The sequence below is a fragment of the Pseudomonas sp. zfem002 genome (assembly GCF_032621685.1).
Classification (GTDB): domain Bacteria; phylum Pseudomonadota; class Gammaproteobacteria; order Pseudomonadales; family Pseudomonadaceae; genus Aquipseudomonas; species Aquipseudomonas japonica.
In genome coordinates, this window is record NZ_JAVYJH010000045.1 from 1 (window position 1) to 22465 (window position 22465).

Below are 22465 nucleotides of genomic sequence, written 5' to 3' on the forward strand. Positions count from 1 at the left end.
GAAGGCACCGCAGGTCAAGCCGTGGGGGCAGACGGTGTCGTGGGTCAGGTGTCCGGCGGGGATCCTGGTGGAGTTGTGTACGCCAGTGGGATAAACAGATACAACATTGCGCCACCTTCCTCGTAGGAGCGTGGGGATCCTGGTGGAGTTGTGTACGCCAGTGGGATAAACAGATACAACATTGCGCCACCTTCCTCGTAGGAGCGTGGCGATTCAAGGCCTTTCGCCCTACTCGTGATGCGGCTCGCCCAGGAACGTCAGCGAGGTGAACAACCCCTCCTCMCCGCTACGCGGTCCTTCGCGGGCAAGCCACGCTCCTACGGGGGATCGCGGCGATTCAAGGCCTTTCGCCCTACTCGTGATGCGGCTCGCCCAGGAACGTCAGCGAGGTGAACAACCCCTCCTCCGCCGTCGGCGCCTCCTTGGCCAGGGGCCGGGTCACGCTGGCGGCGATGATGTTCAGGCCTTCATTGCGCACCACCACGCTGGCCCGCCCTTCGCTGTCGGTGGTGGCCGCCACCTGATGCGGCGCGCCGCGGTAATCACCGATCAGCTCCACCCCCGCCAGCGGCTGGCCATCCAGCAACACCCGCACCGGCAACGCCTTGCCCGGCCCAACCTTGAGCGGATCGACCTGCGGCACGATCACCAGGCGCAGCGCCTTCAGGGGCGGCAGTTGCGCGCCTTGCTGGTAGATCGCCAGGCTGTACTTCCAGGTATGAATCGAGCTAATCGCATCACGCACCTTGCTGCGGTCCTCGTTCACCCATTGCTTGTCCGGCGTCTGCGACCAGGGGCCATTGTCCAGCGCCACCGCCACCCCCGCCGGCGCGCGCAGCGGCTGCAGGCGGGCATGGTCGGCCAGGCGCTCGACGCTCACCGGGATCTGCCGCCCCTGCCCGTCCCAGGCCCAGGCGCTCTTGATCTTCTGCGCCTTGAAGGCGCTGTCCTCGGCACCATGGCCATACACCACCTCGATCGCGCCGCGGCGTTCTTCGGTCCACAGGCCATGCCCCTGGGCAGTGCCGGCAGTGGCGAGCAGGCCGGCCAGCAGCCAGGGCATCAGTCGTACATTCATTGCGTGTCCTTATCGGTGTCAGAGGGAATAGGTCAGGCTGAGGCTGAGGTTTCGCGGATCGCCGGGCATGTTCCAGGCCGCGTTGTAGCCCCGCTCGTAGTACTTGCGGTCGAACAGGTTGTTCAGGTTCAGGCCGAAGCTGAGCTGCTCGCTGGCCTTGTAGTGGGCCAGCAGGTCGACGGTGCTGTAGGACGGCTGACGGAAACTGCTGCCGGCCTGGCCGGAGCGTTCGCCGACATAGTTGGCCGCAGCGCCAAAATCGGAACCGCGCAACGCCCCGTCCTGGAACTCGTAGACCGCCATCAGGCTGCCGCTGTGGCGGGGAATGCCGAGCAGGTCGCTGCCCTTGGGCAGGGCCGCATCCCCCTTGGTCACCTCCGCGTCTATGTAGGCATAGGCACCGATCACCCGCAGCGCGTCGGTCAGCTGCCCGCTGAACTGCAGATCGACACCCTGGCTGCGCGCCTTGCCGGCGGCGATGCTGTCGCCGAAGGCATCGGTGGTGATGACGTTTTCCTTGTCGATATGGAACAGCGCCAGGGTCGCGCCGATGCGGCTGTCGAACAGGTCGAGCTTGAGCCCGGTCTCGTAGCCGATGCCCTTCTCCGGTTTGTACACCTGGCCGCGGGTGCCGATGGCGTTGGGCTTGAACGAGGTCGAGGCATTGGCGAACACGCCGACCTGCGGCGTGAGTTGATAGAGCAGGCCGAGCCGCGGCGTGACCACGTCCTTTTCCTGGGTGTTGCTGACCCGGGTGGTGCGGTTCAGCGCGGTCTGCTCGACCTGCTCCAGGCGCACCCCGAGCAACCCGCGCAGGCGCTCGCTGAAGGCGATCTGGTCCTGCAGGTTGAGGGCATAGCTCTCGGTGTGCTCGAAGAAGTCGTTGGGATTGACCAGCGGCGGCTTGGCCTGGCCGTAGACCGGGTTGTAGATATCCAGCCCGTAGCCGAAACCGGTGACGCTCTGCGGGTATTTCTGGCTGTTGCGGTAGTTCTCGTACTCCAGGCCGATCAGAGTCTGGTGCTGCCAGCCGGCCCAGTCGAACTGACCGTGCAGCTCGGCCTGGGTGATGTTGTCGTTCCACTCGAAATCGCGCTCGCGGTAGAAGCGGCTGATGCGATCGCCCACCACCCGAGAGGTTTCCGAGCTGTTCCCGCGCAGGGTGCCCTGGGTGTAGTGGTTGGCCAGGCGCAGCTTCCAGTGGTCGTCGAGGTAGTGCTCCAGGGCCAGGTCGTGGGTCTGGTTGTCGTTGCGGATACGGCCGTCGTCGGGCTCGCCGAGGAAGGTCGAGCGCGGGACCGGCCCCAGCTCGCCATTCATCGCCGGGATGCCGCGGTCGAATACCGATTCGGTGCGGGAGAACTCGGTGTCGATGGACAGCAGGGTGTCCGGTGTCAGTTGCCAGCTCAGCGACGGGCTGACGATGGCGCGGCGGCCATCGACGTGATCGCGGAAGCTGCCGTTGTCTTCCAGCGCCATGTTGACCCGCGACAGCACGCGACCGTCTTCGCTCAGCGGGGTGTTGACGTCGAGGCTGCTGCGATAGCGGTCCCAACTGCCGGCGCTGGCCTTGACGGTGGTGAAGGCCTCGGCCTGGGGCTTCTTGCCGACGATGTTCACCAGCCCGCCGGGATCGCCGCGGCCATAGAGGCTGGCGGCCGGGCCCTTGAGCACCTCGATGCGCTCGATCGCCGAGGTGTCCGGCGCGCTGTAGCTGCCGCGGTTGATGGCGAAGCCGTTCTTGTACAGCTCGCCGGTGGTGAAGCCGCGCACGCTGTAGTTGAGGAAGGTCAGGCCGCCGAAGTTGTTCTGCCGCGACACGCCGCCGGCGAAATCGAGGGCCCGGTCGATACGAGTGCTGTTGAGGTCTTCGATGACCTGCGCCGGGACCACGCTGATGGCTTGCGGGGTGTCGCGGATATCGGCGTCGGTGCGGGTCGCGGTGGCCGAGCGGGTGGCGCGATAGCCTTGCACCGGGCCATCGGCGCGCTCTTCGAGGCGGCGTTCGGTGACGCTGACGGCGTCCAGCAGCACGGGTTCCTGGGCCAGTGCGGGCAGGCCGAGCAGGCCCGCGGACAGGCCGAGGTACAACCTTCCAATGGGGTAGTTCATGGGGGCTCCTGAGTTATTTATGTAATAACATAACAACTTAAAAGCAGAATGACACCATCGAGTTTGTAGGGGATCAGTTAGATTGGGGTTGAATGGGTTTGGGGCCGCTTTGCGGCCCCAATCAGGTCACCCGCGAATCACAGCCTTGAGCACGGTCTTGAACGTCTCGATCTGCTCTTCACTGAACTCGCCGAACACCTTGTCCTGCTGCTCCCGGGCAATGGTCCACAGTGCCTCGGTCTGGTCGATGCCGCTGACGGTCAGGCGCACATGCCCTTCGGCCTCGCTGTCGCAGACCAGGCCCTTGCGCTTGAGATTGGCCACCGCCTCATCGATCTCCCGCGCCGGCATCGCCACTTCGCGCTGCAGGTCGCTGAGGTTCAGCCCGGCGTCGTTCTCCAGCACCATCAGCATCCGCGCCTCGCTGGTGCGCAGCCCGCTGGACAGCTGCCGCGGCTGATAACTGCTCTGGTAGGCACGCAGCGCCTGGGTCATCAGGTAATACAGGTTGTGGCTCAGGCGCCCCTGGAAATTGCTGCTCGGCGGCTGGCCTTCCTCGCGGCGGGTCATGCGCGTGTGCGGCAGGACCATGGAGTAGGCACCCTGGTGATAGAGCAGCGGCGATCGCCCGCAGTCCTCGAAGCAGACCACCTTGCCGATCATGATCCAGTGATCGCCACCGTCGAGGATCTGGTACTTCTCGCACTGGAAGTTTGCCGAGCAGTCCAGCAGGATCGGCGCCCCGCCCGCACCCGCCTGGTGCGGGATACCGGCGAAGCGGTCGTCGCGCGGCCTGGCGAAGTTGTTGGACAGGTCGATCTGGTCGGCGGCGAGAATGTTCACCGCAAAGTGACTGGCCGCCTCGAAGGTCGTGAGGCTGGTGGAACGCTTGTCGAGGCTCCAGAGGATCAGCGCCGGCTCCAGGGACACCGAGTTGAAGCTGTTGGCGGTGACGCCGACCTTGTTGCCCTGGCCATCGTCGGCGGTGACCACGGTGACGCCGGTGGCAAAGTTGCCCAGGGCGCGGCGGAAGGCGCGGCTGTCGAAGGCCGCTGTGGTTTCGTTGGACATGCAAGACTCCCCGGCTGCCCCAGCGGGCAACCGTGATTTGTTGTTATGCGAGAGAGAAGAACGGTCGCGGATCAGACCATGCTTGGATCGGGATCGAGGCCCATCAGCTCACGGCCGAGGATCTGCGCGCAGACGTCGTAGTCGGTGTAGGCGTGCGCACCGGTCATGTGCGAGTCGCGCCACAGGCGTTGCAGCTCGTTGCTCTCGAACCAGGCAGTACCGCCGGCAGCTTCGTACAGGCGATCGACGGCCTGGATGCACATCTTCACCGCGTAGGCCTGGTTGGTGCGCCAGAAGGCCAGGGTTTCGCGGCTCGGGTACTCCTTGCGCACGCCGTGGTCGGCGTGGTCTTGCCAGGTTTTTTCGAGGAAGGCACGGGCGGCGGCGACCTGGTGGGTCGATTCGGCCAGGCGCATCAGCGCTGGCGTGGCGGCACCGACGCTGACCCCGGTGTAGGCGCGCACACGGTTTTTGGTCTTCTCGCGGAAGGCCTCCAGCATGCGCTCGGCGATGCCCAGGCTGATGGTGGCGAAACCGACGGCGAAGTACGGACGGTATGGGGTGTAGAAAATCTTGCTGTCCGGGTACAGACCGAAGCCGGCGGACTTGCCTTCCATCATGTCCTTGGCTTTCTGGATACGGTGTTCGGGGACGAAGGCCTTGTCGATGATCAGGGTCTTGGTGCCGCTGCCCTTCATGCCGGCGGCATGCCAGTCGTCACGGATCTCGTAGTCGCTGCGCGGCAGCACGGCGAAGCAATAGTCCTGGGTGCCTTCGGCATTGGCCCGGCGGCAGCCGACGATGGCCCATTCGGCGTGGTCGCAACCACTGCTCCAGCCCATTTCGCCGCTGAACAGCAGGCCGCCTTCGACTTCCTCGACACGCCCGAACGGGGCGATGCTGCTGGAGGCGGTGTGGTCCGGGTTCACGCCCCAGATTTCCTCCTGCAGCCTGGCCGGGAACATGGCCAGTTGGTGGTTGTGGGTGCACAGCAGGCTCATGGCCCAGGCGGTGCTGGCGCAGGCACCGGCCAGCAGGGCGATGCAGTCGGTGAACTCCGGCAGGGAGATCTCCATGCCGCCATAGGCCTTGGGCAGGAAGGCACGGTGCAGACCGATGCCCTTGAGCAGGGCGATGTTCTCGGCGGGGACCATGCGCTCCTTTTCGGCACGCGGGGCATTGGCGGCGATGGCCGGCAGTACCGACTTGAGGTCTTCGAGCAGCGGGTTTGGCTTTTTCATGGGAGGCCCTGCTTATTATTGGGTGTCCGACAGAACTACCGGTGGCAGCGACTGCGGCGGATTCGGGGCCAGTATGGGAAACGTCTGACACGCTGAAAATGCACCTTCCACAGACAAAATTGTACTTTCCATGGCGCGCGCCCAACGGGCGACCGGCTGTCTGGCAGACCCGGTCATGGCCCCATGGCAGGCACAGTCAAGTCACCCGCGCGGGGCTGCGCTAGGGTGCGGCTTTGCCTCTTTCACAGGTACATCCGACATGAGCATTTCCCTTCTGCCCGCCGTCCAGGCCTTCCTTCAACGCGACCACGGCCTGTTCATCGATGGCCAGGCGCGGGTCGCCGGCAGCGGCCGTCACCTGGAGGTGATCGACCCGGCCAGCGGCGAAGTCATCAGCCGCGTCGGCGAAGCCAGCCAGGCCGATATCGATGCCGCCGTGGCCTCCTCGCGCCAGGGCTTCGCCCACTGGTCCAAGGCCGCCCCGGCGGTGCGTGGCGGCGTGCTGCTGAAACTCGCCGACCTGCTGGAACGCAACCGCGAGGAACTGGCGCAGATCGAGACCCTGCAGTCGGGCAAGCTGATCCAGATCTCGCGCAACTTCGAAGTCGACCAGGCCGCGCACTTCCTGCGCTACTACGCCGGCTGGGCGACCAAGATCGGCGGCGAGACCATCACCCCGTCGCTGCCCTCGTTCAACGGCGAGCAATACACCGCCTTCACCCTGCGCGAGCCGATCGGCGTGGTGGTGGGCATCGTGCCGTGGAACTTCTCGACCATGATCGCCATCTGGAAACTGGCCTCGGCGCTGGTCACCGGTTGCAGCGTGATCATCAAGCCGAGCGAATTCACCCCGCTGACCATCCTGCGCATCGCCGAGCTGGCGGTGGAAGCCGGCCTGCCGGCGGGCGCGCTGAACGTGGTGACCGGGGCCGGCGGCGTCGGCAAGGCGCTGATCGAGCACCCGCACACCGACAAGGTGTCGTTCACCGGTTCCGTGCCAACCGGCCTCGCCGTGGGCCAGACCGCCATGGCCGCCAACCTGACCCGCGCCACCCTGGAACTGGGCGGCAAGAACGCCGCCGGCTTCCTCCCGGATGTCGATGTGGAGAAGGCCGTGGCCGGGATCATCGAGGCGGGCTTCCTGCATTCCGGGCAGATCTGCGCCGCGGCCGAGCGTTTCTATGTGCACCGCTCGCAGATCGACGCGATCACCCAGCGCCTGTGCGAACGCCTGGGCCAGTTGAAGATCGGCTCGCCACTGGATGAAAGCGCCGAATTCGGCCCGGTCACCAACAAGCAGCACCAGGCCAAGCTCGGCCAGCTGTTCGCCAAGGCCCGCGCGGAAAACTGCCGGATCCTGCACGGCGGCAAGCTGATCGACGGCCCGGGCTGCTATGTCGAGCCGACGGTGATCCTCGCCAACTCGGCCCGGGACAGCCTGCTGACCGAAGAGACCTTCGGCCCGGTGGCCACCTTCCTGCCCTATGACAGCGAGGAAGAGTTGATCGCGCTGATGAACGACAGCCCGTTCGGCCTCAGCGCCAGCCTGTGGACCAACGACCTGGGCAAGGCCATGCGCCTGATTCCGCAGATCCAGGCCGGTACGCTGTGGGTCAACATGCACACCCTGCTGGATCCGGCGGTGCCGTTCGGCGGGATCAAGGCCTCGGGGGTGGGCCGGGAGTTCGGTGGGGCGTTCATCGAGGATTACACCGAGTTGAAGTCGGTGATGATTCGCTACTGATTCTTCAGATCCCTGCGATCCCCTGTGGGAGCGGATTCATCCGCGATCGGCGGCGCAGCCGTCGTAAAACCTGAATCCCGTATCTACCTGATACACCGTGCACTCAGGTTTTATGGCCGCTTCGCGCCCAATCGCGGATAAATCCGCTCCCACACTGATCTCTACAGCCCCGAAACCTCTAGAATGGCCCGCTCTCCCCTCCTCCAGGTTGCCCCATGGACATCGAGCTGGCCCGGACCTTCCTTGAAATCGTGCGCAGCGGCAGCCTGGTCGCCGCCGCCGAACGCCTGCACCTGACCCAGACCGCCATCAGCGCGCGGGTGCAGAAACTCGAACAGCAACTGGACAGCACCCTGTTCATCCGCAGCCGCGCCGGCGCCAGCCTGACGCCCAACGGCGAGGCCTTCGTGCCCTACGCCACGCAACTGCTGTACACCTGGGAAGCCGCGCGCCGCGACCTGCCGCTGCCCGACGGGCGCCGCCAGGTGCTGCGCATCGGCGGCGAGGTCAGCCTGTGCAACCCGCTGATGCTGGACTGGGTCCGGGTGCTGCACGAAAACCTCCCCGAGCACGCCATCCGCAGCGAGGTCAACGACAGCGAGACCCTGCTGCACAAACTGGAAACCGGGGCGCTCGACGCAGCGCTGGTCTATCAGCCGATCTACAGCCCTGGCCTGCAGGTCGAGCAATTGCTGGAAGAAAAACTGATCCGCATCGAACTGACCCGCAACCCCGAGCCCTACGTGTACATCGACTGGGGCGAGGCCTTTCGCCGCCTGCATGACGAGGCGCTGCCGGAGTGCTCGCGCCCGGCGCTGAGCTTCAACCTCGGCCCGCTGGCCCTGCAGTACATCCTCGAACACGGCGGCAGTGGCTATTTCCGCACCCGGGTGGTGCAGAGCTACCTGGAACGCGGCGTCATGCGGCGGGTCGCGCAGGCCCCGGAATTCCCCTACCCGACCTGGCTGGTGTATCCCCGCGAGCGGGATTCGGCGGAGCTGCGCCAGGCGTTCGCCCTGCTGCGCGAAGTGGTCGCGCGCGACGCCGACTGGTCGCAGCGCTGGGATCCGCTGATCTAGGCCGCCCTGGCCAGGCGTTCCTGCGCCAACAGGTGCTGACTGAGGGCGGCGATCAGGTCGGTCTGGGTCACCACCCCCACCACCTTGCCCGCCTCCAGCACCGGCAGGCAGTGCAGGCCGCGGTCGCAGAGCAGCGGGATCAGCTCCACCGCCTGGCGGTGGCTGTCCACGGTAATCACCGGCTCGCTCATGATCTGCGCCAGGGTCACGGGTTTCGCGCGACCGAACAGGTTGCGCCAGCCAAACCGCGCCTGCGCCATGGCCGGGCCGACCAGGTCGCTGAGGCTGACGATACCCACCAGCCTGCCGCCGTCATCCAGCACCGGCAGGTTCTTCAGGTGATGGCTGGCGAGCTGCTTCCAGGCCTGCGCCAGGGTGGTTTCGGGCGTGGCGAACTGCACGTCGCGGGACATCACGCTGGCCGCGGTGATGCCGCCCAGGCTGCGCTGCACGGCATGCCGCTCGGTGGCGAGGATGATCCGCTCCAGTTCGTCGCGGGTGACATCGACGAACTCGCCGAGGTCGTCCAGGGCCTGGTCGAGATCCTTGCCACTCACGCCCACGCGCTCGCTGGCCGGCTGGTCGGCGGTGCCATGGGCGGCCTTGCGCGGCACGCCGATCTTCGGATAGAGCACCCCGGTCAGGCGGTTGTAGCCCACCGCCACGGCGAGGACGATCAGCACATTGAGCATCACCGGCTCGATCACCCGCGCGCCCATGGCCGCCAGCGACGGATCGGCCAGGGCCAGGCTCACCGCCAGCGCCGCGCCCGGCGGATGCAGGCAACGCAGCAGGCACATCAGCAGGATCACCAGCAGCAGCGCGGCCCCCGCCACCAGCAGGCCCGGGCCGAGCAGGTGGTGCAGGCCGATGCCCACCGCCGCGGCGCAGACATAGCTGGCGAGAAACGGCCAGGGCTGCGACAGCGCCCCGGAATGCACGGCGAACAACAGCACCGTGGACGCCGCCAGCGGTGCCATCAGGTGCAGCGCGGCGGCACTGCCGAACAGCCAGGTACAGGCGCTTCCCGCCAGCGCCAGCGCCAGCAGGGCACCGAAGGCAGCGCGAAACCATTCTTTGGGAGGGGTGTGCAACGCAGCGGGGATGAAGCGATCGAACCAGCGACTCAAACCACTAGACATGTGACGACCAGGCACCTGTGCTGAACAAGAGAAGCCCGCCCAACAGCGGGCGGACCTGTATCGCGAGGGCAATACACAAAGGGCTCCTTCCTTGGAGATGGAAAGATTGCTCGGCAGTCTGGGGAAAACCGGCCCTTTGCTCAAACGCAAAAAAGTGCTGTTTTAGTGCATTTTTTTTGCAGTGTCACAAAATGGTGCAGTCACAGCACCTTTATCGCCCGAGCTCTCATCCAAGGCTACTCAGCGGGAACGCCCGTATTCTTGCCTAGCCCCTCTAGCAGAGCTTGTGTCGGCCGTGAATTCTTCCCGGTTTCCGAGCACACCAAGCCGAACTCGCGGTGGACGGCTGGCAGCAGCGGCATTACGCGCAGGCCACGCTGCTCATCGGGCAAAGTCGATTCGGGCACCAGCGCCACGCCCATGCCTTCGCGCACCAGCACGCAGGCGCTGGCCCAATCACGCACTGTCACCCGCACGTCCGACAGGTACAGGCCCGCTTGTGTCATCAGGCTTTGCCCGTTTATGGCGCAACCGCCCGTGGCGAGGATGAAGGGCTGCGCGGCCAGTTCTTGCAGGGTGACCCCGCTCTCGCTGGCACGGCGACCCAGCGAATGAGTGGTCGGCAGCACCGCGACCCAGGCATCCCGCCCCACTATCGCCGCAGCGCGGCCGGGCGCAGGGTTAAGCACGACACCCAACTCCACGGTTCCAGCAGCCAGCCAGTCTTCCACTTCCTCATCCGTGCCTTCCAGCGCCACCAGTTCAATGCCGGGATGGCGGCGCTGAAAGTCGCGCAGCAGACCGGGCAGCAGCGTCGAAATCACCGATGGAAAGCTCGCCAGCCGGATGCGCCCACCGTTGAGGCCGCGGCTGTGATCTGCCAGGACACGGATCGCGTCCAGCCGCTCCAGCATCGCCCGCGCATGCTCAATGACCTGCTCGCCCAAGGCCGTCACGCCGATATACCGCCGCTCGCGGGCGAACACTTGAAATCCCAGTGCAGCTTCCAACTGTGCGATGGCCTGGCTGGCTCCCGATTGGGTGATGCCCACGCGCTCGGCGGCGCGCGAAATGTTGCCCGCATCAGCCACAGCCACCAGCAAGCGCCAGTGCAAGAGGTTCATCATATGTTTCAGTAGCTCAGCTAATACATAAGAAATTAAACATTAATTTAACAGCGCAATCCTCGGCAAACACACTGTTATGCAGCGCCAAGCAATGTGCGGTGCGACGGGTTGTCAACTTTCCCTGGAGTCCTTATGAAGCTGTATTACGCCCCTTACACCTGCTCGCTGTCCCCGCATATCGTCCTGCGCGAACTTGGCTTGCCGTTCGATCTGGTCAAGGTGGACAACAAGACCAAGCAGACCGCAGACGGCAGCGACTTCCGCAGTATCAATCGAAAGGGCTATGTGGCCGCATTGGAGCTGGACGACGGCCAGGTTCTGACCGAAGGCCCGGCCATCGTGCAATATCTGGCCGACCTCAAGCCGGAAAGCGGGCTGGCACCGGCTGCGGGCACATGGGAACGGGTGCGCCTGCAAGAGTGGCTGAACTTCGTCACCAGCGAGATCCATGCAGGTTCAGCCCCTCTGTTCAACGCGGCGCTGCCTGAGCAGGCCCGGGAGTTCTTCCGCGAAAAGCTGTTCAAGCGGTTCGACTTCCTGCAAGACACCCTGGCTCGGCAGGACTATCTGGCGGGTGCAGCGTTCAGCGTGGTCGATGCCTACCTGTTCACCGTGCTGGGCTGGTGCAAGTTCTTCTCTATCGACCTCAGCCGCTGGCCCGCGCTGCCGGCCTATGTGAAGCGGGTCGGCGCCCGGCCTGCCGTGCAGGCCGCGTTACGGGCCGAAGCTTTGCAGTAGCGACGAGAGGGCGTGATGGGATTTCGGCGTCTGCGCTGCTTGCTCGCTGTCGCCGAAGAACTGCACTTCAGCGCTGGCGTTTACAGCCCCAGTTCTTCGGGGGTCAGCATGTCCGACTCGAAGGCGATCCAGCCGTATTCCAGCTCGGCGTGGCCGTTGACGATCTCGCCGTAGTAGGTCAGGCCGTTTTCCAGGGTCACGCAGATATGGGTCGGGTTGTCCGGGGCGGCCAGGGTGCCGTTGAAGTGCACCTTCTTCAGGGTTTCCGAGACCGCCTCCAGGGAGACCTGCACGCCAGAGTTCTCGACGGCTTCGACGTCGTCGCGCTGCTCGGCGCTGATGGTTACGGTGGCGGTGTACTTGTGCATGCGGGGGCTCCGGAATGGGCGCGATCGAAAGGCCGTACAGGATAAGCCAGGGCCGGCCATCACGAAAGCGAGCGCGGCGGCCTTTGCACTGGTATCGTGCCCGGCTGAATCCGCACGACCGCAAAGGAGATGACCTTGAGTGCCGAAGCCAAACTGACCGGTGACCTGTTCGAAGTCGACAAGCGCCTGAGCCTGAAGCCCGTGGTGGACTTCAACACCTACCTGAGCAATGCCTTCGGTGATGGCCGCTGCGCCTGCGCGCGCTGCCAGGAAAGCGGCAACGACGAAAGTGCCTATGCCTTCGCCCACACCTTCGAATTCAATGGCATCCCGCTGAACCGGCGTTTTGCAATCACCACCGCTGCCGACGTGCTGGCCAAGCTGAAAAGCGCCTGGCTGTCGTACAACAAGGAAGAGATGCCGGGCAATGGCACCCTGGATCTGCAGGCGATCAAGACCTTCGTCGAGCCGAGCCTGCAGGTGCGGGTGAAGCCGCTGTTGCTGGCCAGCGGGCTGGCGAGAGAAGTGGAGGGTGGGTTGCAATTGATGGTCGAGGGCGACTTCGCCTAAGGCAACGGGGACCGCTTTGCGGTCCTTCGCGGGCAAGCCACGCTCCTACAAGGGATGCGCGACATGGCTTCTGTAGGAGCTGGCTTGCCTGCGAAGGGCCGCACAGCGGCCCCCAACAGTCTCAGCTCACAACCCGATAGCAAGGCACATAGGCCGCCCCACCGGGCAACTTCATCCGGTGCTGCTCGACGAACGCCTGCAGCAGCTTGTCCAGCGGCCCCATGATCTGCGCATCACCATGGATCTCGTACGGTCCATGCTCCTCGATCAAGCGGATGCCCTTGTCCTTGACGTTGCCGGCGACGATCCCGGAAAACGCCCGGCGCAGGTTCGCCGCCAGCTCATGCGGCGGCAGCGACCGGCTCAGCTGCAGGCTGGCCATGTTGGCGTGGGTCGGGTCGAACGGGCGCTGGAAGCCCTCCTCGATCTTCAGCAGCCAGTTGAAATGGAAGGCATCGTTGCGCTCGCGACGGAACTGCTTCACCTGCTTCAACGCCTCGGTCATCACCCGCGCCACCTCGACCGGATCGTCGATGATGATCTGGTACAGGCCCTGCGCCGCCTCGCCCAGGGTCGCGCCGATGAACGCATGCAACTGCTGCAGGAACGGCTCGGCGCTGCGCGGTCCGCTGAGGATCACCGGGAACGGCAGGTCGCGGTTGTCCGGGTGCATGAGGATGCCCAGCAGGTAGAGGAACTCCTCGGCGGTGCCGGCGCCGCCGGGGAAGATGATGATGCCGTGGCCGACGCGGACGAAGGCTTCCAGGCGCTTCTCGATGTCCGGCAGGATCACCAGCTCGTTGACGATCGGGTTCGGCGCCTCGGCGGCGATGATCCCCGGTTCCGTGAGGCCCAGGTAGCGGCCAGTGCTCATGCGCTGCTTGGCATGGGCGATGGTGGCGCCTTTCATCGGCCCCTTCATCACGCCCGGGCCGCAACCGGTGCAGATGTCCAGCTTGCGCAGGCCCAGCTCGTGGCCGACCTTCTTGGTGTACTGGTATTCCTCGCTGCTGATCGAGTGCCCGCCCCAGCACACCACCAGCTTCGGCTCGACGCCGGAACGCAGGGTGCGCGCGTTGCGCAGCAACTGGAAGACGTAGTCGGTGATGCCCTGGGAGCTGTCCAGGTCGATGTTCAGGCGGTCCAGCTCGCTCTCGGTGTAGACAATGTCGCGCAGGGCGCTGAAGAGCATTTCCCGGGTACTGGCAATCATCTCGCCATCGACGAAGGCGTCCGCCGGGGCGTTCAGCAGTTCCAGGCGCACACCGCGGTCCTGCTGGTGGAAACGGACCTCGAAGTCCTTGTAGGCATCGAGGATGGTCTTGGCATTGTCGACATGGGCGCCGGTGTTGAGGATCGCCAGGGCGCACTGGCGGAAAAGGCTGTACATGCTGCCCGAGCCGGCCTGGCTCAATTGTTGGACTTCACGTTGGGAAAGCGTCTCCAGGCTACCCTTGGGGGCGACCGAAGCATTGATTACCTGTCTTTGGGTCATTCTGGATTCCATGCTGTTCGGTGCCTGCGAACCACAGTGGCACCGCTGTTGTGAACGCCGCACGCGCGGGTCTCGCACCTGTTTGTAACAGGTGCCCGGGCGTCAGGCAAACGCACCGGGGGTTCACTGAGTATGGACGCTTCCGAAGACTGTCGATGACTCTTCGTACGGGCTTCAGGCCGTCTGGCTGACAGCCTGCCGACGACTGCGGCGGGCGATCAGGCCGTAGCACAACAGGCAACCCAGCCCGGCGACGGCCAGGGTCAGGCACATCGGCCGTGGCGTGCCGTCGGCCAGGGCGCTGACCGTCGCGGAAAAGCCCGCGCCGAGGGCGAACTGACAGGCCACCGCCAGCCCCGCCGCGGCCCCCGCCTGACGCGGATACAAGGCCAGCAGACTGGCCACGCAGTTGGCGCCGAGCAGCCCGGTGACACTGACGTAGAGCACCACCCAGGCGACGATCAGCGCCAGCCCGCCCCAGCCACCGAGCCCCGCCGCCAGCAGGCCGAGCGCCGCGACGCCGGCCAGCGAGGCGCCCAACGCGAGCATGCGCAGCGGCCCGAGGCGCCCGACGAAACGCGCGTTGATCAGGGTCATGACGATGATCCCGGCGATATTCAGGCCGAACAGCCAGGCGTAGCCGCGGGGGGACACGCCGAAATACTCCATGTAGACGAATGGCGAGGCGGTGATGAAGGCGAACATGCCGCCGAAGGCCAGGCCCATGCAGAGGATGTAGCCCAGGGCCAGCGGCTGCCTGGCGATCTGCCAGTAGGCGAGAAAGACCTTGCCCAGCGATTCGCCCCGCTGCTCCGGGGCATGGGTCTCGCTGATCTTCCAGGCCGAGGCCAGCAGGCAGATCGCGCAGAACAGCAGCAACGCCAGGAACACCGTGCGCCAGCCGCTGAGGTCCATCAGCAGGCTGCCCAGCAGCGGCGCCACCAGGGTTGCGAGCATGGTCACCAGGTGCATCAGCGACAGCACTTTCGCCGCTTCGCCAAGGGGGAACAGGTCACGCACGATGGCCCGCGCCAGCACCGACGCCGCCGCCCCGCCGAGGGCCTGGAAGAAACGCCAGGCCACCAGTTGCTCCACCGAGCCGGCGAACATGCAGCCCACCGTCGCCAGCAGGTACAGGCCCATGCCGCCGAGCAGCAGCGGCCGGCGCCCGTAGCGGTCGGACAGCGGCCCGTAGACCAGCATGCCCAGGCACAGGCCGGCGAGGAACAGGCTGATGGTCAGCTGTACATGGGCGGCATCGGCGCCCAGGTCGCTGGCAATGGCCGGCAGGCTGGGCAGATAGGTGTCGATCGACAGCGGCGCGAAGGCCACCAGCGCGGCGAGCAGGACGATCAGACGCCCCGGATTGGAAGTAGGGCTCATCGGGGCTCCGGAAACAGGGAAGAATCGGGCATAAAGTTAATATCTTAAATTTATCTGGCCATTTGCCAAAAGGACTTCACGAAACAAAAGATAACATGTTAACTATAAATCAGCTCGCCAGAGGCGGGCCTGGCCCTGAAGTACACGCCAAAACAAAAACAAAAGGTATGCCATCGATGTCACGTTCCCGTCGCTATTGCGCAGCCGGTGCAGGCCTATGCACCGTTCTCGCTCCCGTTTTCGCCCAGGCCGACTTCATCAACGACAGCAAGGGCAGCCTGGAAGCCCGCAACTTCTACTTCAGCCGCGATTTCCGTCAGAGCCATGCGCCGCAGAGCCAGGCGCGGGAGTGGGCCCAGGGCTTCATCCTGCGCCTGGAATCGGGCTTCACCGAAGGCCGCGTCGGCTTCGGCGTCGATGCCCTGGGCGAGCTCGGCGTCAAGCTCGATTCCAGCCGCGACCGCCGCGGCACCGGCCTGCTGCCTTTCGGCGCCAGCCAGGAACCGGTGGACGATTTCAGCGAACTGGGCCTGACCGCCAAGGCGCGGATCAGCAAGACCACCCTCAAGCTCGGCACCCTGCAGCCGGCCCTGCCGGTGGCGGCGATCAACGACGTGCGCCTGCTGCCCTCGACCTACAGCGGCGGCCTGCTCACCTCGCAGGACATCGACGGCCTGACCCTCAACGTCGGGCGCCTGGACAAGCAGAACCTGCGCGACTCCTCCAGCAACGACGAGATGAGCTATGCCGGGGTGGAGAGCAGCCACCTCGACCTCGCCGGCGGGACCTACAGCCTGACCCCGCGCCTGGTCGTGAGCTACTACTACGCGCAGATGCAGGACATCTACCGCCAGCACTACGCCGGCCTGGTGCACGACCTGCCGCTGGGCGACGGGGTCAACCTGCGCAGCGACCTGCGCTACTTCGACACCCGCGAGAGCGGCCAGGATGCCTTGCGCTCGGCATCCCGGCTCGATGGCGGCAAGATCGACAACCGTTTCTTCAACGGCATGCTGACCCTGGGCGTCGGCGCGCACAAATTCGGCCTGGGCTACCAGAACCTCTCCGGCGACGGCGATTTCGCCTACCCGGGGCTGGACCCGTATTCGGTCAACCTGGTCACGGTGAACGTCTTCACCAAGGCCGAGACCGATGCCTGGCAGGCGCGCTACGACTACAACTTCGCCGCTTTCGGCCTGCCCGGCCTGAGCTTCATGACCCGCTACGTGAACGGCCGCAACATCGAGACGGCAAGCGTCAGCGGCGGCAAGGAATGGGAACGCGACACCGATATCGCCTATGTGGTGCAGAACGGGCCGCTGAAGAATTTCAGCGTGCGCCTGCGCAATGCGACGTTCCGCTCCAGTGGCGGGTTGACCACGGATATCGATGAGAACCGGCTGATTCTGGGGTACACCGTGGCGCTGTGGTGAGCGAAATAAAAGCGTAAATACGGTTTTTATCTTCAATTCCTGCACCAGACCGGGGCACAATCGCCAGTCTTTCCGGCCTCATCGCGGGCAATGCCCGCTCCCACAAGGTGCTGGGTTGTCCTCGCCTGTAGGAGCGGGCGTTGCCCGCGATGAGGCCTCCACGACCACCACGAAAACCAGCCCTCCCGGACCGCCCCATGACCACAGCCCAGGTGCCTCCGCCCCACACCACCTTCGACATCCGCCCCCTGCTCTTCGCCCACATGGCCTGCACCATCGCCATGATGGCCTTCGTTTCGCTGATCGGCCCGATCGCCCATGTCCTGCAACTGGCCCCCTGGCAGGCCGGTGCGGCGATGACCGTGTCCGGGGTGATCTGGATGCTCCTCGCCCGCCCCTGGGGCCGCGCCAGCGACCGCTATGGCCGCCGGCGCATCCTCCTGCTCGGCGCCAGCGGCTTCACCCTCGCCTACTGGGCCCTGTGCCTGTTCATCGATGGCGCCCTGCGCTGGCTGCCACCGGCCTCGATCGCCTTTGTCGGGATGATGCTCGGCCGGGGTGCCATCGGGGCCTTCTACGCCGCCCTGCCGGTGGGCAGCAATGCGCTGATCGCCGACAACGTCGAGCCGCAGCAGCGGGCCAGGGCGCTGGCCTCGCTGGGTGCGGCCAACGCCGTCGGCCTGGTCCTCGGCCCGGCCCTCGCCGCGCTGCTGGCGCGTTTCAGCCTGAGCCTGCCGATGTACGCCCTGGCCATCCTGCCGCTGCTGGCGGTGCTGGTGCTGCGCAGCAAACTGCAGCACCAGGAACTGCACCTGGCCCAGCCGCCACGCCCGGTACACCTGAGCGACCCGCGCCTGCGCCGGCCGCTGGTGGTGGCCTTTGTCGCCATGCTCTGCGTGTCCCTGGCGCAGATCACCGTCGGCTTCTTCGCCCTCGACCGTCTGGCCCTGGAGCCCGAAGCCGCCGCCCAGGCCGCGGGTGTGGCGCTGACCATGGTCGGCGTGGCGCTGATCTGCTCGCAGTTGCTGGTGCGCAAAGTGCAATGGCCGCCACTGCGGATGATCCGCGTCGGAGCCAGCATCGCAGCCCTGGGCTTCCTGCTCAGCGCCCTGGCCGACAGCGCAACCGTGCTGGCGCTGGGTTACTTCGTCAGCGCCAGCGGCATGGGCTGGGTCTTCCCGGCCTTCGCGGCGCTGGCGGCGAATGCCGTGGAAGCTTCGGAACAAGGGGCGACTGCAGGCTCCATCGGCGCGGTGCAGGGCCTGGGCGTGGTGATCGGGCCGCTGGCCGGGACGCTGATCTACACCCTGGATGCGCGCCTGCCGTACCTGGTGGCGGCCGTATTGCTGCTGCTGGTTGGACTTTGGTCAACCAGGCCCGCTCCCCTGTAGGAGCTGGCTTGCCTGCGAAGGACCGCGCTAGCGGTCCCAGACCTCAGCGCTATCGGGGACCGCTGCGCGGTCCTTCGCAGGCAAGCCAGCTCCTACAAGGGGCTCAGGCAGTCCGGACAGCCCCGTGCGAGTGTGTTTTAATGCGTCGCCCATTATTTCTGACACACCAAGGCGGCTATGGACACGGGGACACGACTCAGACTGGTGCGTGAACGCAACAAGCTCTCCCAACGGGAACTGGCCCGACGCAGCGGCCTGACCAACTCGACGATCTCGCAGATCGAGCAGAATCGCGTCAGCCCCTCGGTCAGTTCCCTGAAAAAGCTGCTCGAAGGCATCCCCATGTCGCTCGCGGAGTTCTTCAGTTTCGACGAACCGCCACGGGAAGAACGCTTCGTCTTCCGCGCCGCCGAACAGCCCGACCTGGGTCGCAGCGGCATGCGCATGCTGCTGGTCGGCGCCAGCGTCGAAGGCCGGCAGATGCGCATGCTGCGCGAACTGTACGCCCCCGGTGCCGACTCCGGCGAAGAGCCGATCGTCCACGCCGAAGGCGAGGAATGCGGCCTGGTGACCCGTGGCACCATCGAACTGCGCGTCGATGGCCAGGTGAGCATCCTCAATTCCGGTGACGGCTACTACTTCCCCACCACCCTGCCCCACAGCTTCAAGAACATCGGCCAGGACGAGGCCGAGATCATCAGCGCCAACACCCCGGCGAACTTCTGATTCCCCCCGGCGGTCCTGCCTCGCGACCGCCGCTTCTCCCTTATCCAGCAGACGCTGCCGCCGGCACGCCGTCGCCTGCGCTGCTGCCCGCGCTTTTCCGCAAGCCCTCTGCCACGCCTTTTGCCAGACAATCCGACTGACCCATCAGTCACCTTGCAGCCTTTGCAGGCTGTCAGAAAAGAATTTTGTAGTGCTAAGAAAAAATCACTACAAAACCGTTGACGCCGTTCGTCGAGCTCTTGCATGATGAGGCCGTCTCCCTGATCGGGAGCGCTGGCAAGGGTGTTCCAGACGGCTCGAGTGGTTTTCGGGTCGTCCGTGGAGTGGGACTGTCCAAAAGGCAGAGTGAAGAAAGCCCCTGTTGCGATGCTGCTGTAGCAGCCTTGGTAGTGCGCTACACATGTGGCGCCAGAAGAGAAATCAATACTGAAGAGTCATGGGGGCTTTAAATGATGAACCTGAACGAAAAACCGACCATCGAAGAATTGGCCAAACTGTTCGCAGCGCGCAAAGACAGCCTCGACAGCCACATTCTCTGGATCTGCGATGCAGGTGGTGTGCATATCGAAGGCCTGGGGGCCTGCACCGCGGAAAGCGAATTCGAACAACGCAAGCCGAACATGCGTGCCCGCCTGAAGATGTACCGTCGCGGCCAGGGCTACGTCGGCAAGAAGGCCGCCGCCGACACCCAGTTCGTCGGTCGCGTCCTGGCCACCCTGCAGCAGGAATGGCCAGCACTGCGTGACGGCCAGGGCGTCCAGGTCATCGACCGCCTCTGCTGAGTTGTCCGCTTTATCGAGCCCGGCCCAAAAGGCCGGGCTTTTTCATGTCCGCGATCAATCCATCGCCAGGCCTTGCGGGTAAGATGCGGCTTTTCCCCGGAGCCCCTTCGCCATGACCAGCCCCGTATTCGGCAACGCCGATGCGTCCTACCAGGCCGCCGGCGGCCTCGACGGCCTGCGCCGTCTGGTGGACGACTTCTACGACATCATGGACCAGGACCCCGCCGCCCAGGCGGTGCGGCGCATGCATGGCGCCGACCTGAGCCTGTCGCGGGACAAGCTGACCTGCTTTCTCAGCGGCTGGCTCGGCGGCCCCAGGCTGTTCGCCGAGCGCTACGGCCCGATCGGCATCCCGTCGTTCCATGCGCAATGGCCGATGAACGAAGACCACGCGCGGATCTGGCTCGACTGCATGGCCCAGGCCATTGCCCGCCAGGACTATTGCGCGGCGTTCGCCGAGTACCTGCTGACCCAACTGCGCGTGCCAGCGCAGCGCATCGTCCAGGCCAGCCGCGCCCGTCACGGGCACTGATTCGCGGACAAGAAAAAACCGCCGGGGCAGTCATTGCCGCGGCGGTTCTTGCGTTGCGATTCGGTTATGCCTGCAAGGCCATCGTCTCCTCCGGGTGCAGTCCGACGACCAGCGCCCGGGCCCGATCGACACCCCAGACCAGCGCTCGACTCATGCTCTCGCTGGGCCGCGCCGGGTAGTACTCCTCGAGCAAGGCCTTGCCGTGGCGAGCATAGACACCGAGGAAAAGCTGGGTCGCGCCGGTGCGCGAAAGCCTGACCTGGACATCGATGCTGGTACCGTCACTGAGCACTTCGTCGTGACTGCGGCTGTGCAGCATGGCATCCGCCCATTCCCAGTACTTTTCTTCCCTGATACGCATTGCTGTCCTCCACTGGAATTAGCGTGCCCAAGTAAGGCACAGATTGCCCCCCTTCTCCAGCGCCGAGCGCCGGCGCAATGAGCAAGGTCAAGCAAAGCACCATCAATTGGCACAAATCGCGTACCTGTCGGCGCTTTGGGCAAACACCCGAACAGCTGTCGGACAATGCGTGACGAAACTGCCGCGAATGCCCCGAAGGGCATCGGTTTCAGCGTTTCGGCAGGGCGGCGGGAAGGAATCGGCGACTTTCCGCGCGGGCCGGCGTCCTCGCCTTGAAGGTGCCCTGGGCATCGTCCAGGGTCATGTGGGCAAAGCCCAGGCGGAAGGCGGACTGACCACAACGCACCACGGCATTGATGGGAAATTCGTCGCCGAGGTCTTCGAGAAATTGATCCTTCATGTTCCTGTTCCCCTCTGAAATCGACCGCTACCGACTCTCCAGCGGAGAACCTGAAAATAGCGATCTCAATGGTTGAGAGACTAGCCGGACATTTGCAGACCGACTGGTCACTGGGCAGGATCCCCGACAGGCGGCAACGAACTCAGGCTTGCGCCGTCCGGAGCACCTCGCGCAGGCGCGGCCCGAACACATTGATCAGCAACCCGAGCATCACCAGCACACCGCCCCAGCACTGGATCGCGCTCAAGCGCTCATCCAGCAGCCAGGCCGACGAGGTCAGCCCCACTACCGGAACCAGAAGCGAAAAGGGTGCCACTTTGCCCGCCGGGTAGCGCGACAGCAGGCGACTCCACAGGCCGTAGCCGAGCATGGTGGCGATCGCCGCCAGGTAGATCAGGGCCAGGATCGAGTGCAGGCCGATGTTGCGCAGCGACGCTTCGATCAGCGCCGGCCCTTCCAGGTACCACGACAGGGCGAAGAACGGCAGCGGCGGAATCAGCGCGCCCCAGATCACCAGGGCGACCAGATCGATCTTGCCGAAGCGCCGGGTGATGATGTTGCCCATGGCCCAGCAGGCACCGCCGCAGAGGGTCAGGAGCAGCGCGAACAGGGGGACGTGGCTGCCGTTCTCGCTGCCGATCAGCGCCAGCCCGCCAGCCGCCACCAGCAGGCCCAGCACACTGGCCGCGCGCAGGCGCTCGCCGAGGAAGACCGCGGCGAAGATCATGGTGAAGAACGCCTGCGACTGCAGGACCAGCGACGCCAGCCCCGGCGGCATGCCGTTGTGCATGGCTTCGAAGAGAAAGGCGAACTGGCCGAGGGAGATGGTCGAACCGTAGGCGATCAGCCAGCGCCATGGCAGCTGTGGACGACGGATGAAGAACACCGCCGGAATCGCTACCAGAACGAAGCGCAGGGCCCCCAGCAACATCGGCGGCAGGCCATCCAGGCCGACCTTGATCACCACGAAGTTGAGGCCCCAGGCGACGATCACCACCAGTGCCAACAGCAGATCCTTGAGTGGCATTTTCCCCCCAGCTCCATACGTAATAATTTGAAACATCATATCGTCATTGCCGCGGCAGCTGCCACGGCGCGGGGGGCTGGGTGGCGGGTTGGGTTAAACCGGGGTCGTCGGTGTGCACCGCGGTGCAGCGCTTGGGGCTGAAATGAGGCAGATGATGCGGGCCTTATGGCTGCATGGGTATCTACAGCTCTCGGGAAGCCTGGCGGGAAATCGCATCAAGGCCACCAGGTGCCTGTCTTGAGCCTTACAGCGCCCTCAAGATCGAGCGCCGCCCGCGCGGCGCATCGCGGATGAATCCGCTCCCACATTGGTTGCAACGTGCCTATGCCTGACAGGCCATGGTTGACCGCCTTTTGTGGTCGACTCGATATCGAGTCGAATCCAGCAGCCTCCCCACGATACATCGCCGAAAAAACAAAGGCTGACAACCCAAATCCCACAGGCCATGGCACGTTGCAACAAATGTGGGAGCGGACTCATCCGCGATGCGCCGCGCGGGCGGCGCTCGATCTTGAGGGTGTGCTGGTCTAATGGCTCCGGACACCTCAATTAGGGAGAATCCCCCTACTGAGGAGTACCCCCGATGACCAAGAAGTACAGAAGATTCACCACCGAGTTCAAACTCCAGGTCTGCAAGATGATTGTTGATCAAGGCCTGAGCGTGA

The 22465-nt window shown here is 65.0% G+C and carries 21 protein-coding genes and 1 pseudogene; 10 read left to right on the forward strand and 12 right to left on the reverse strand.

What is annotated here, in order from left to right; genetic code table 11:
- Window positions 1-94, forward strand: a pseudogene (locus RTI28_RS29390) (VOC family protein); the annotation flags it as partial.
- A gap of 258 nt (window positions 95-352) precedes the next feature.
- Here RTI28_RS29390 and RTI28_RS29395 read toward each other — a convergent pair.
- From RTI28_RS29395 to RTI28_RS29410, 4 genes are all read right to left on the reverse strand, one after another.
- Window positions 353-1063 carry a DUF4198 domain-containing protein gene (locus tag RTI28_RS29395; protein WP_316923764.1) on the reverse strand — a complete coding sequence of 237 codons (711 nt, stop codon included), beginning with the start codon at window positions 1061-1063 and terminating at the stop codon, window positions 353-355.
- 33 nt (window positions 1064-1096) lie between these two features.
- Window positions 1097-3190, reverse strand: coding sequence for a TonB-dependent siderophore receptor (locus tag RTI28_RS29400; protein ID WP_316923746.1), 2094 nt, complete (start codon window positions 3188-3190; stop codon window positions 1097-1099).
- 126 nt (window positions 3191-3316) lie between these two features.
- Complete coding sequence (locus RTI28_RS29405; protein ID WP_316923747.1) at window positions 3317-4261, reverse strand: p-hydroxyphenylacetate 3-hydroxylase reductase component; 945 nt, start codon at window positions 4259-4261, stop codon at window positions 3317-3319.
- 71 nt (window positions 4262-4332) lie between these two features.
- Window positions 4333-5502 carry a p-hydroxyphenylacetate 3-hydroxylase oxygenase component gene (locus RTI28_RS29410; protein WP_316923748.1) on the reverse strand — a complete coding sequence of 390 codons (1170 nt, stop codon included), beginning with the start codon at window positions 5500-5502 and terminating at the stop codon, window positions 4333-4335.
- 259 nt (window positions 5503-5761) lie between these two features.
- Between RTI28_RS29410 and RTI28_RS29415 the strand changes: the two genes are divergently transcribed.
- Together RTI28_RS29415 and RTI28_RS29420 are read left to right on the forward strand one after the other, a co-directional pair.
- Window positions 5762-7246 carry an aldehyde dehydrogenase family protein gene (locus RTI28_RS29415; RefSeq protein ID WP_316923749.1) on the forward strand — a complete coding sequence of 495 codons (1485 nt, stop codon included), beginning with the start codon at window positions 5762-5764 and terminating at the stop codon, window positions 7244-7246.
- Window positions 7247-7461: 215 nt separating this feature from the next.
- Complete coding sequence (locus RTI28_RS29420; RefSeq protein WP_316923750.1) at window positions 7462-8325, forward strand: LysR family transcriptional regulator; 864 nt, start codon at window positions 7462-7464, stop codon at window positions 8323-8325.
- Here RTI28_RS29420 and RTI28_RS29425 read toward each other — a convergent pair.
- Both RTI28_RS29425 and RTI28_RS29430 read right to left on the reverse strand, forming a co-directional pair.
- Complete coding sequence (locus tag RTI28_RS29425; protein ID WP_410479051.1) at window positions 8322-9467, reverse strand: CBS domain-containing protein; 1146 nt, start codon at window positions 9465-9467, stop codon at window positions 8322-8324. The two genes, RTI28_RS29420 and RTI28_RS29425, sit on opposite strands and share 4 nt — an antisense overlap.
- 236 nt (window positions 9468-9703) lie before the next feature.
- A complete protein-coding gene (locus RTI28_RS29430) occupies window positions 9704-10594 on the reverse strand; it encodes a LysR family transcriptional regulator (protein WP_316923751.1) in 891 nt (296 codons plus the stop codon).
- 132 nt (window positions 10595-10726) lie between these two features.
- On the opposite strand from RTI28_RS29430, the gene gstA reads away from it, so the two are divergent.
- Window positions 10727-11332: a glutathione transferase GstA gene (gene gstA / locus RTI28_RS29435; protein ID WP_316923752.1), complete on the forward strand. Its 606-nt coding sequence runs from the start codon at window positions 10727-10729 to the stop codon at window positions 11330-11332.
- A gap of 80 nt (window positions 11333-11412) precedes the next feature.
- On the opposite strand, the gene RTI28_RS29440 is transcribed toward gstA, so the two are convergent.
- Window positions 11413-11700 (reverse strand): hypothetical protein, encoded by a 288-nt coding sequence (locus RTI28_RS29440; protein ID WP_316923753.1) that lies wholly within the window; start codon window positions 11698-11700, stop codon window positions 11413-11415.
- Between the two features lie 135 nt (window positions 11701-11835).
- Between RTI28_RS29440 and RTI28_RS29445 the strand changes: the two genes are divergently transcribed.
- Window positions 11836-12270, forward strand: a complete 435-nt coding sequence (locus RTI28_RS29445; protein ID WP_316923754.1) for a hypothetical protein — start codon at window positions 11836-11838, stop codon at window positions 12268-12270.
- A 121-nt stretch (window positions 12271-12391) separates the two neighbouring features.
- On the opposite strand, the gene ppnN is transcribed toward RTI28_RS29445, so the two are convergent.
- Together ppnN and RTI28_RS29455 are read right to left on the reverse strand one after the other, a co-directional pair.
- Entirely contained in the window at window positions 12392-13765 is a 1374-nt protein-coding gene (gene ppnN, locus RTI28_RS29450; RefSeq protein ID WP_316923755.1) for a nucleotide 5'-monophosphate nucleosidase PpnN, read from the reverse strand.
- Between the two features lie 174 nt (window positions 13766-13939).
- Window positions 13940-15148: a Bcr/CflA family multidrug efflux MFS transporter gene (locus RTI28_RS29455; RefSeq protein ID WP_316923756.1), complete on the reverse strand. Its 1209-nt coding sequence runs from the start codon at window positions 15146-15148 to the stop codon at window positions 13940-13942.
- Between the two features lie 176 nt (window positions 15149-15324).
- On the opposite strand from RTI28_RS29455, the gene RTI28_RS29460 reads away from it, so the two are divergent.
- The 5 genes from RTI28_RS29460 (at window position 15325) to RTI28_RS29480 (ending at window position 20012) form a co-directional block, all read left to right on the forward strand.
- Window positions 15325-16581, forward strand: coding sequence for an OprD family porin (locus tag RTI28_RS29460; protein WP_316923757.1), 1257 nt, complete (start codon window positions 15325-15327; stop codon window positions 16579-16581).
- Window positions 16582-16778: 197 nt separating this feature from the next.
- Complete coding sequence (locus tag RTI28_RS29465) at window positions 16779-17972, forward strand: MFS transporter (protein ID WP_316923758.1); 1194 nt, start codon at window positions 16779-16781, stop codon at window positions 17970-17972.
- Window positions 17973-18149: 177 nt separating this feature from the next.
- A complete protein-coding gene (locus RTI28_RS29470; RefSeq protein ID WP_009408871.1) occupies window positions 18150-18698 on the forward strand; it encodes a cupin domain-containing protein in 549 nt (182 codons plus the stop codon).
- 449 nt (window positions 18699-19147) lie between these two features.
- Window positions 19148-19480, forward strand: coding sequence for a hypothetical protein (locus RTI28_RS29475; RefSeq protein WP_316923759.1), 333 nt, complete (start codon window positions 19148-19150; stop codon window positions 19478-19480).
- Between the two features lie 112 nt (window positions 19481-19592).
- Window positions 19593-20012, forward strand: a complete 420-nt coding sequence (locus RTI28_RS29480; protein ID WP_316923760.1) for a group II truncated hemoglobin — start codon at window positions 19593-19595, stop codon at window positions 20010-20012.
- A 64-nt stretch (window positions 20013-20076) separates the two neighbouring features.
- Here RTI28_RS29480 and RTI28_RS29485 read toward each other — a convergent pair whose 3' ends face one another.
- The 3 genes from RTI28_RS29485 to RTI28_RS29495 all read right to left on the reverse strand — a co-directional run bounded on the left by RTI28_RS29485 (window position 20077) and on the right by RTI28_RS29495 (window position 21800).
- Window positions 20077-20373 (reverse strand): hypothetical protein, encoded by a 297-nt coding sequence (locus RTI28_RS29485; RefSeq protein ID WP_316923761.1) that lies wholly within the window; start codon window positions 20371-20373, stop codon window positions 20077-20079.
- A 208-nt stretch (window positions 20374-20581) separates the two neighbouring features.
- Window positions 20582-20773, reverse strand: a complete 192-nt coding sequence (locus RTI28_RS29490; RefSeq protein ID WP_316923762.1) for a hypothetical protein — start codon at window positions 20771-20773, stop codon at window positions 20582-20584.
- A 142-nt stretch (window positions 20774-20915) separates the two neighbouring features.
- The gene (locus RTI28_RS29495; RefSeq protein ID WP_316923763.1) at window positions 20916-21800 is read right to left on the reverse strand and encodes an EamA family transporter; all 885 of its coding nucleotides are present in this window, start codon (window positions 21798-21800) and stop codon (window positions 20916-20918) included.
- Between the last annotated feature and the right edge of the window lie 665 nt (window positions 21801-22465).

Excerpts from the sequence above, each read along its gene's own strand:
- RTI28_RS29475 (WP_316923759.1), top strand. The coding sequence starts at position 19,148 with ATGATGAACCTGAACGAAAAACCGACCATCGAAGAATTGGCCAAACTG.
- gstA (WP_316923752.1), top strand. The coding sequence starts at position 10,727 with ATGAAGCTGTATTACGCCCCTTACACCTGCTCGCTGTCCCCGCATATC.
- RTI28_RS29400 (WP_316923746.1), bottom strand. The coding sequence starts at position 3,190 with ATGAACTACCCCATTGGAAGGTTGTACCTCGGCCTGTCCGCGGGCCTG.
- RTI28_RS29415 (WP_316923749.1), top strand. The coding sequence starts at position 5,762 with ATGAGCATTTCCCTTCTGCCCGCCGTCCAGGCCTTCCTTCAACGCGAC.
- ppnN (WP_316923755.1), bottom strand. The coding sequence starts at position 13,765 with ATGACCCAAAGACAGGTAATCAATGCTTCGGTCGCCCCCAAGGGTAGC.
- RTI28_RS29490 (WP_316923762.1), bottom strand. The coding sequence starts at position 20,773 with ATGAAGGATCAATTTCTCGAAGACCTCGGCGACGAATTTCCCATCAAT.
- RTI28_RS29440 (WP_316923753.1), bottom strand. The coding sequence starts at position 11,700 with ATGCACAAGTACACCGCCACCGTAACCATCAGCGCCGAGCAGCGCGAC.
- RTI28_RS29470 (WP_009408871.1), top strand. The coding sequence starts at position 18,150 with ATGGACACGGGGACACGACTCAGACTGGTGCGTGAACGCAACAAGCTC.
- RTI28_RS29460 (WP_316923757.1), top strand. The coding sequence starts at position 15,325 with ATGTCACGTTCCCGTCGCTATTGCGCAGCCGGTGCAGGCCTATGCACC.
- RTI28_RS29485 (WP_316923761.1), bottom strand. The coding sequence starts at position 20,373 with ATGCGTATCAGGGAAGAAAAGTACTGGGAATGGGCGGATGCCATGCTG.
- RTI28_RS29420 (WP_316923750.1), top strand. The coding sequence starts at position 7,462 with ATGGACATCGAGCTGGCCCGGACCTTCCTTGAAATCGTGCGCAGCGGC.
- RTI28_RS29425 (WP_410479051.1), bottom strand. The coding sequence starts at position 9,467 with ATGTCTAGTGGTTTGAGTCGCTGGTTCGATCGCTTCATCCCCGCTGCG.
- RTI28_RS29465 (WP_316923758.1), top strand. The coding sequence starts at position 16,779 with ATGACCACAGCCCAGGTGCCTCCGCCCCACACCACCTTCGACATCCGC.
- RTI28_RS29405 (WP_316923747.1), bottom strand. The coding sequence starts at position 4,261 with ATGTCCAACGAAACCACAGCGGCCTTCGACAGCCGCGCCTTCCGCCGC.
- RTI28_RS29495 (WP_316923763.1), bottom strand. The coding sequence starts at position 21,800 with ATGCCACTCAAGGATCTGCTGTTGGCACTGGTGGTGATCGTCGCCTGG.
- RTI28_RS29410 (WP_316923748.1), bottom strand. The coding sequence starts at position 5,502 with ATGAAAAAGCCAAACCCGCTGCTCGAAGACCTCAAGTCGGTACTGCCG.
- RTI28_RS29480 (WP_316923760.1), top strand. The coding sequence starts at position 19,593 with ATGACCAGCCCCGTATTCGGCAACGCCGATGCGTCCTACCAGGCCGCC.
- RTI28_RS29395 (WP_316923764.1), bottom strand. The coding sequence starts at position 1,063 with ATGCCCTGGCTGCTGGCCGGCCTGCTCGCCACTGCCGGCACTGCCCAG.
- RTI28_RS29430 (WP_316923751.1), bottom strand. The coding sequence starts at position 10,594 with ATGATGAACCTCTTGCACTGGCGCTTGCTGGTGGCTGTGGCTGATGCG.
- RTI28_RS29455 (WP_316923756.1), bottom strand. The coding sequence starts at position 15,148 with ATGAGCCCTACTTCCAATCCGGGGCGTCTGATCGTCCTGCTCGCCGCG.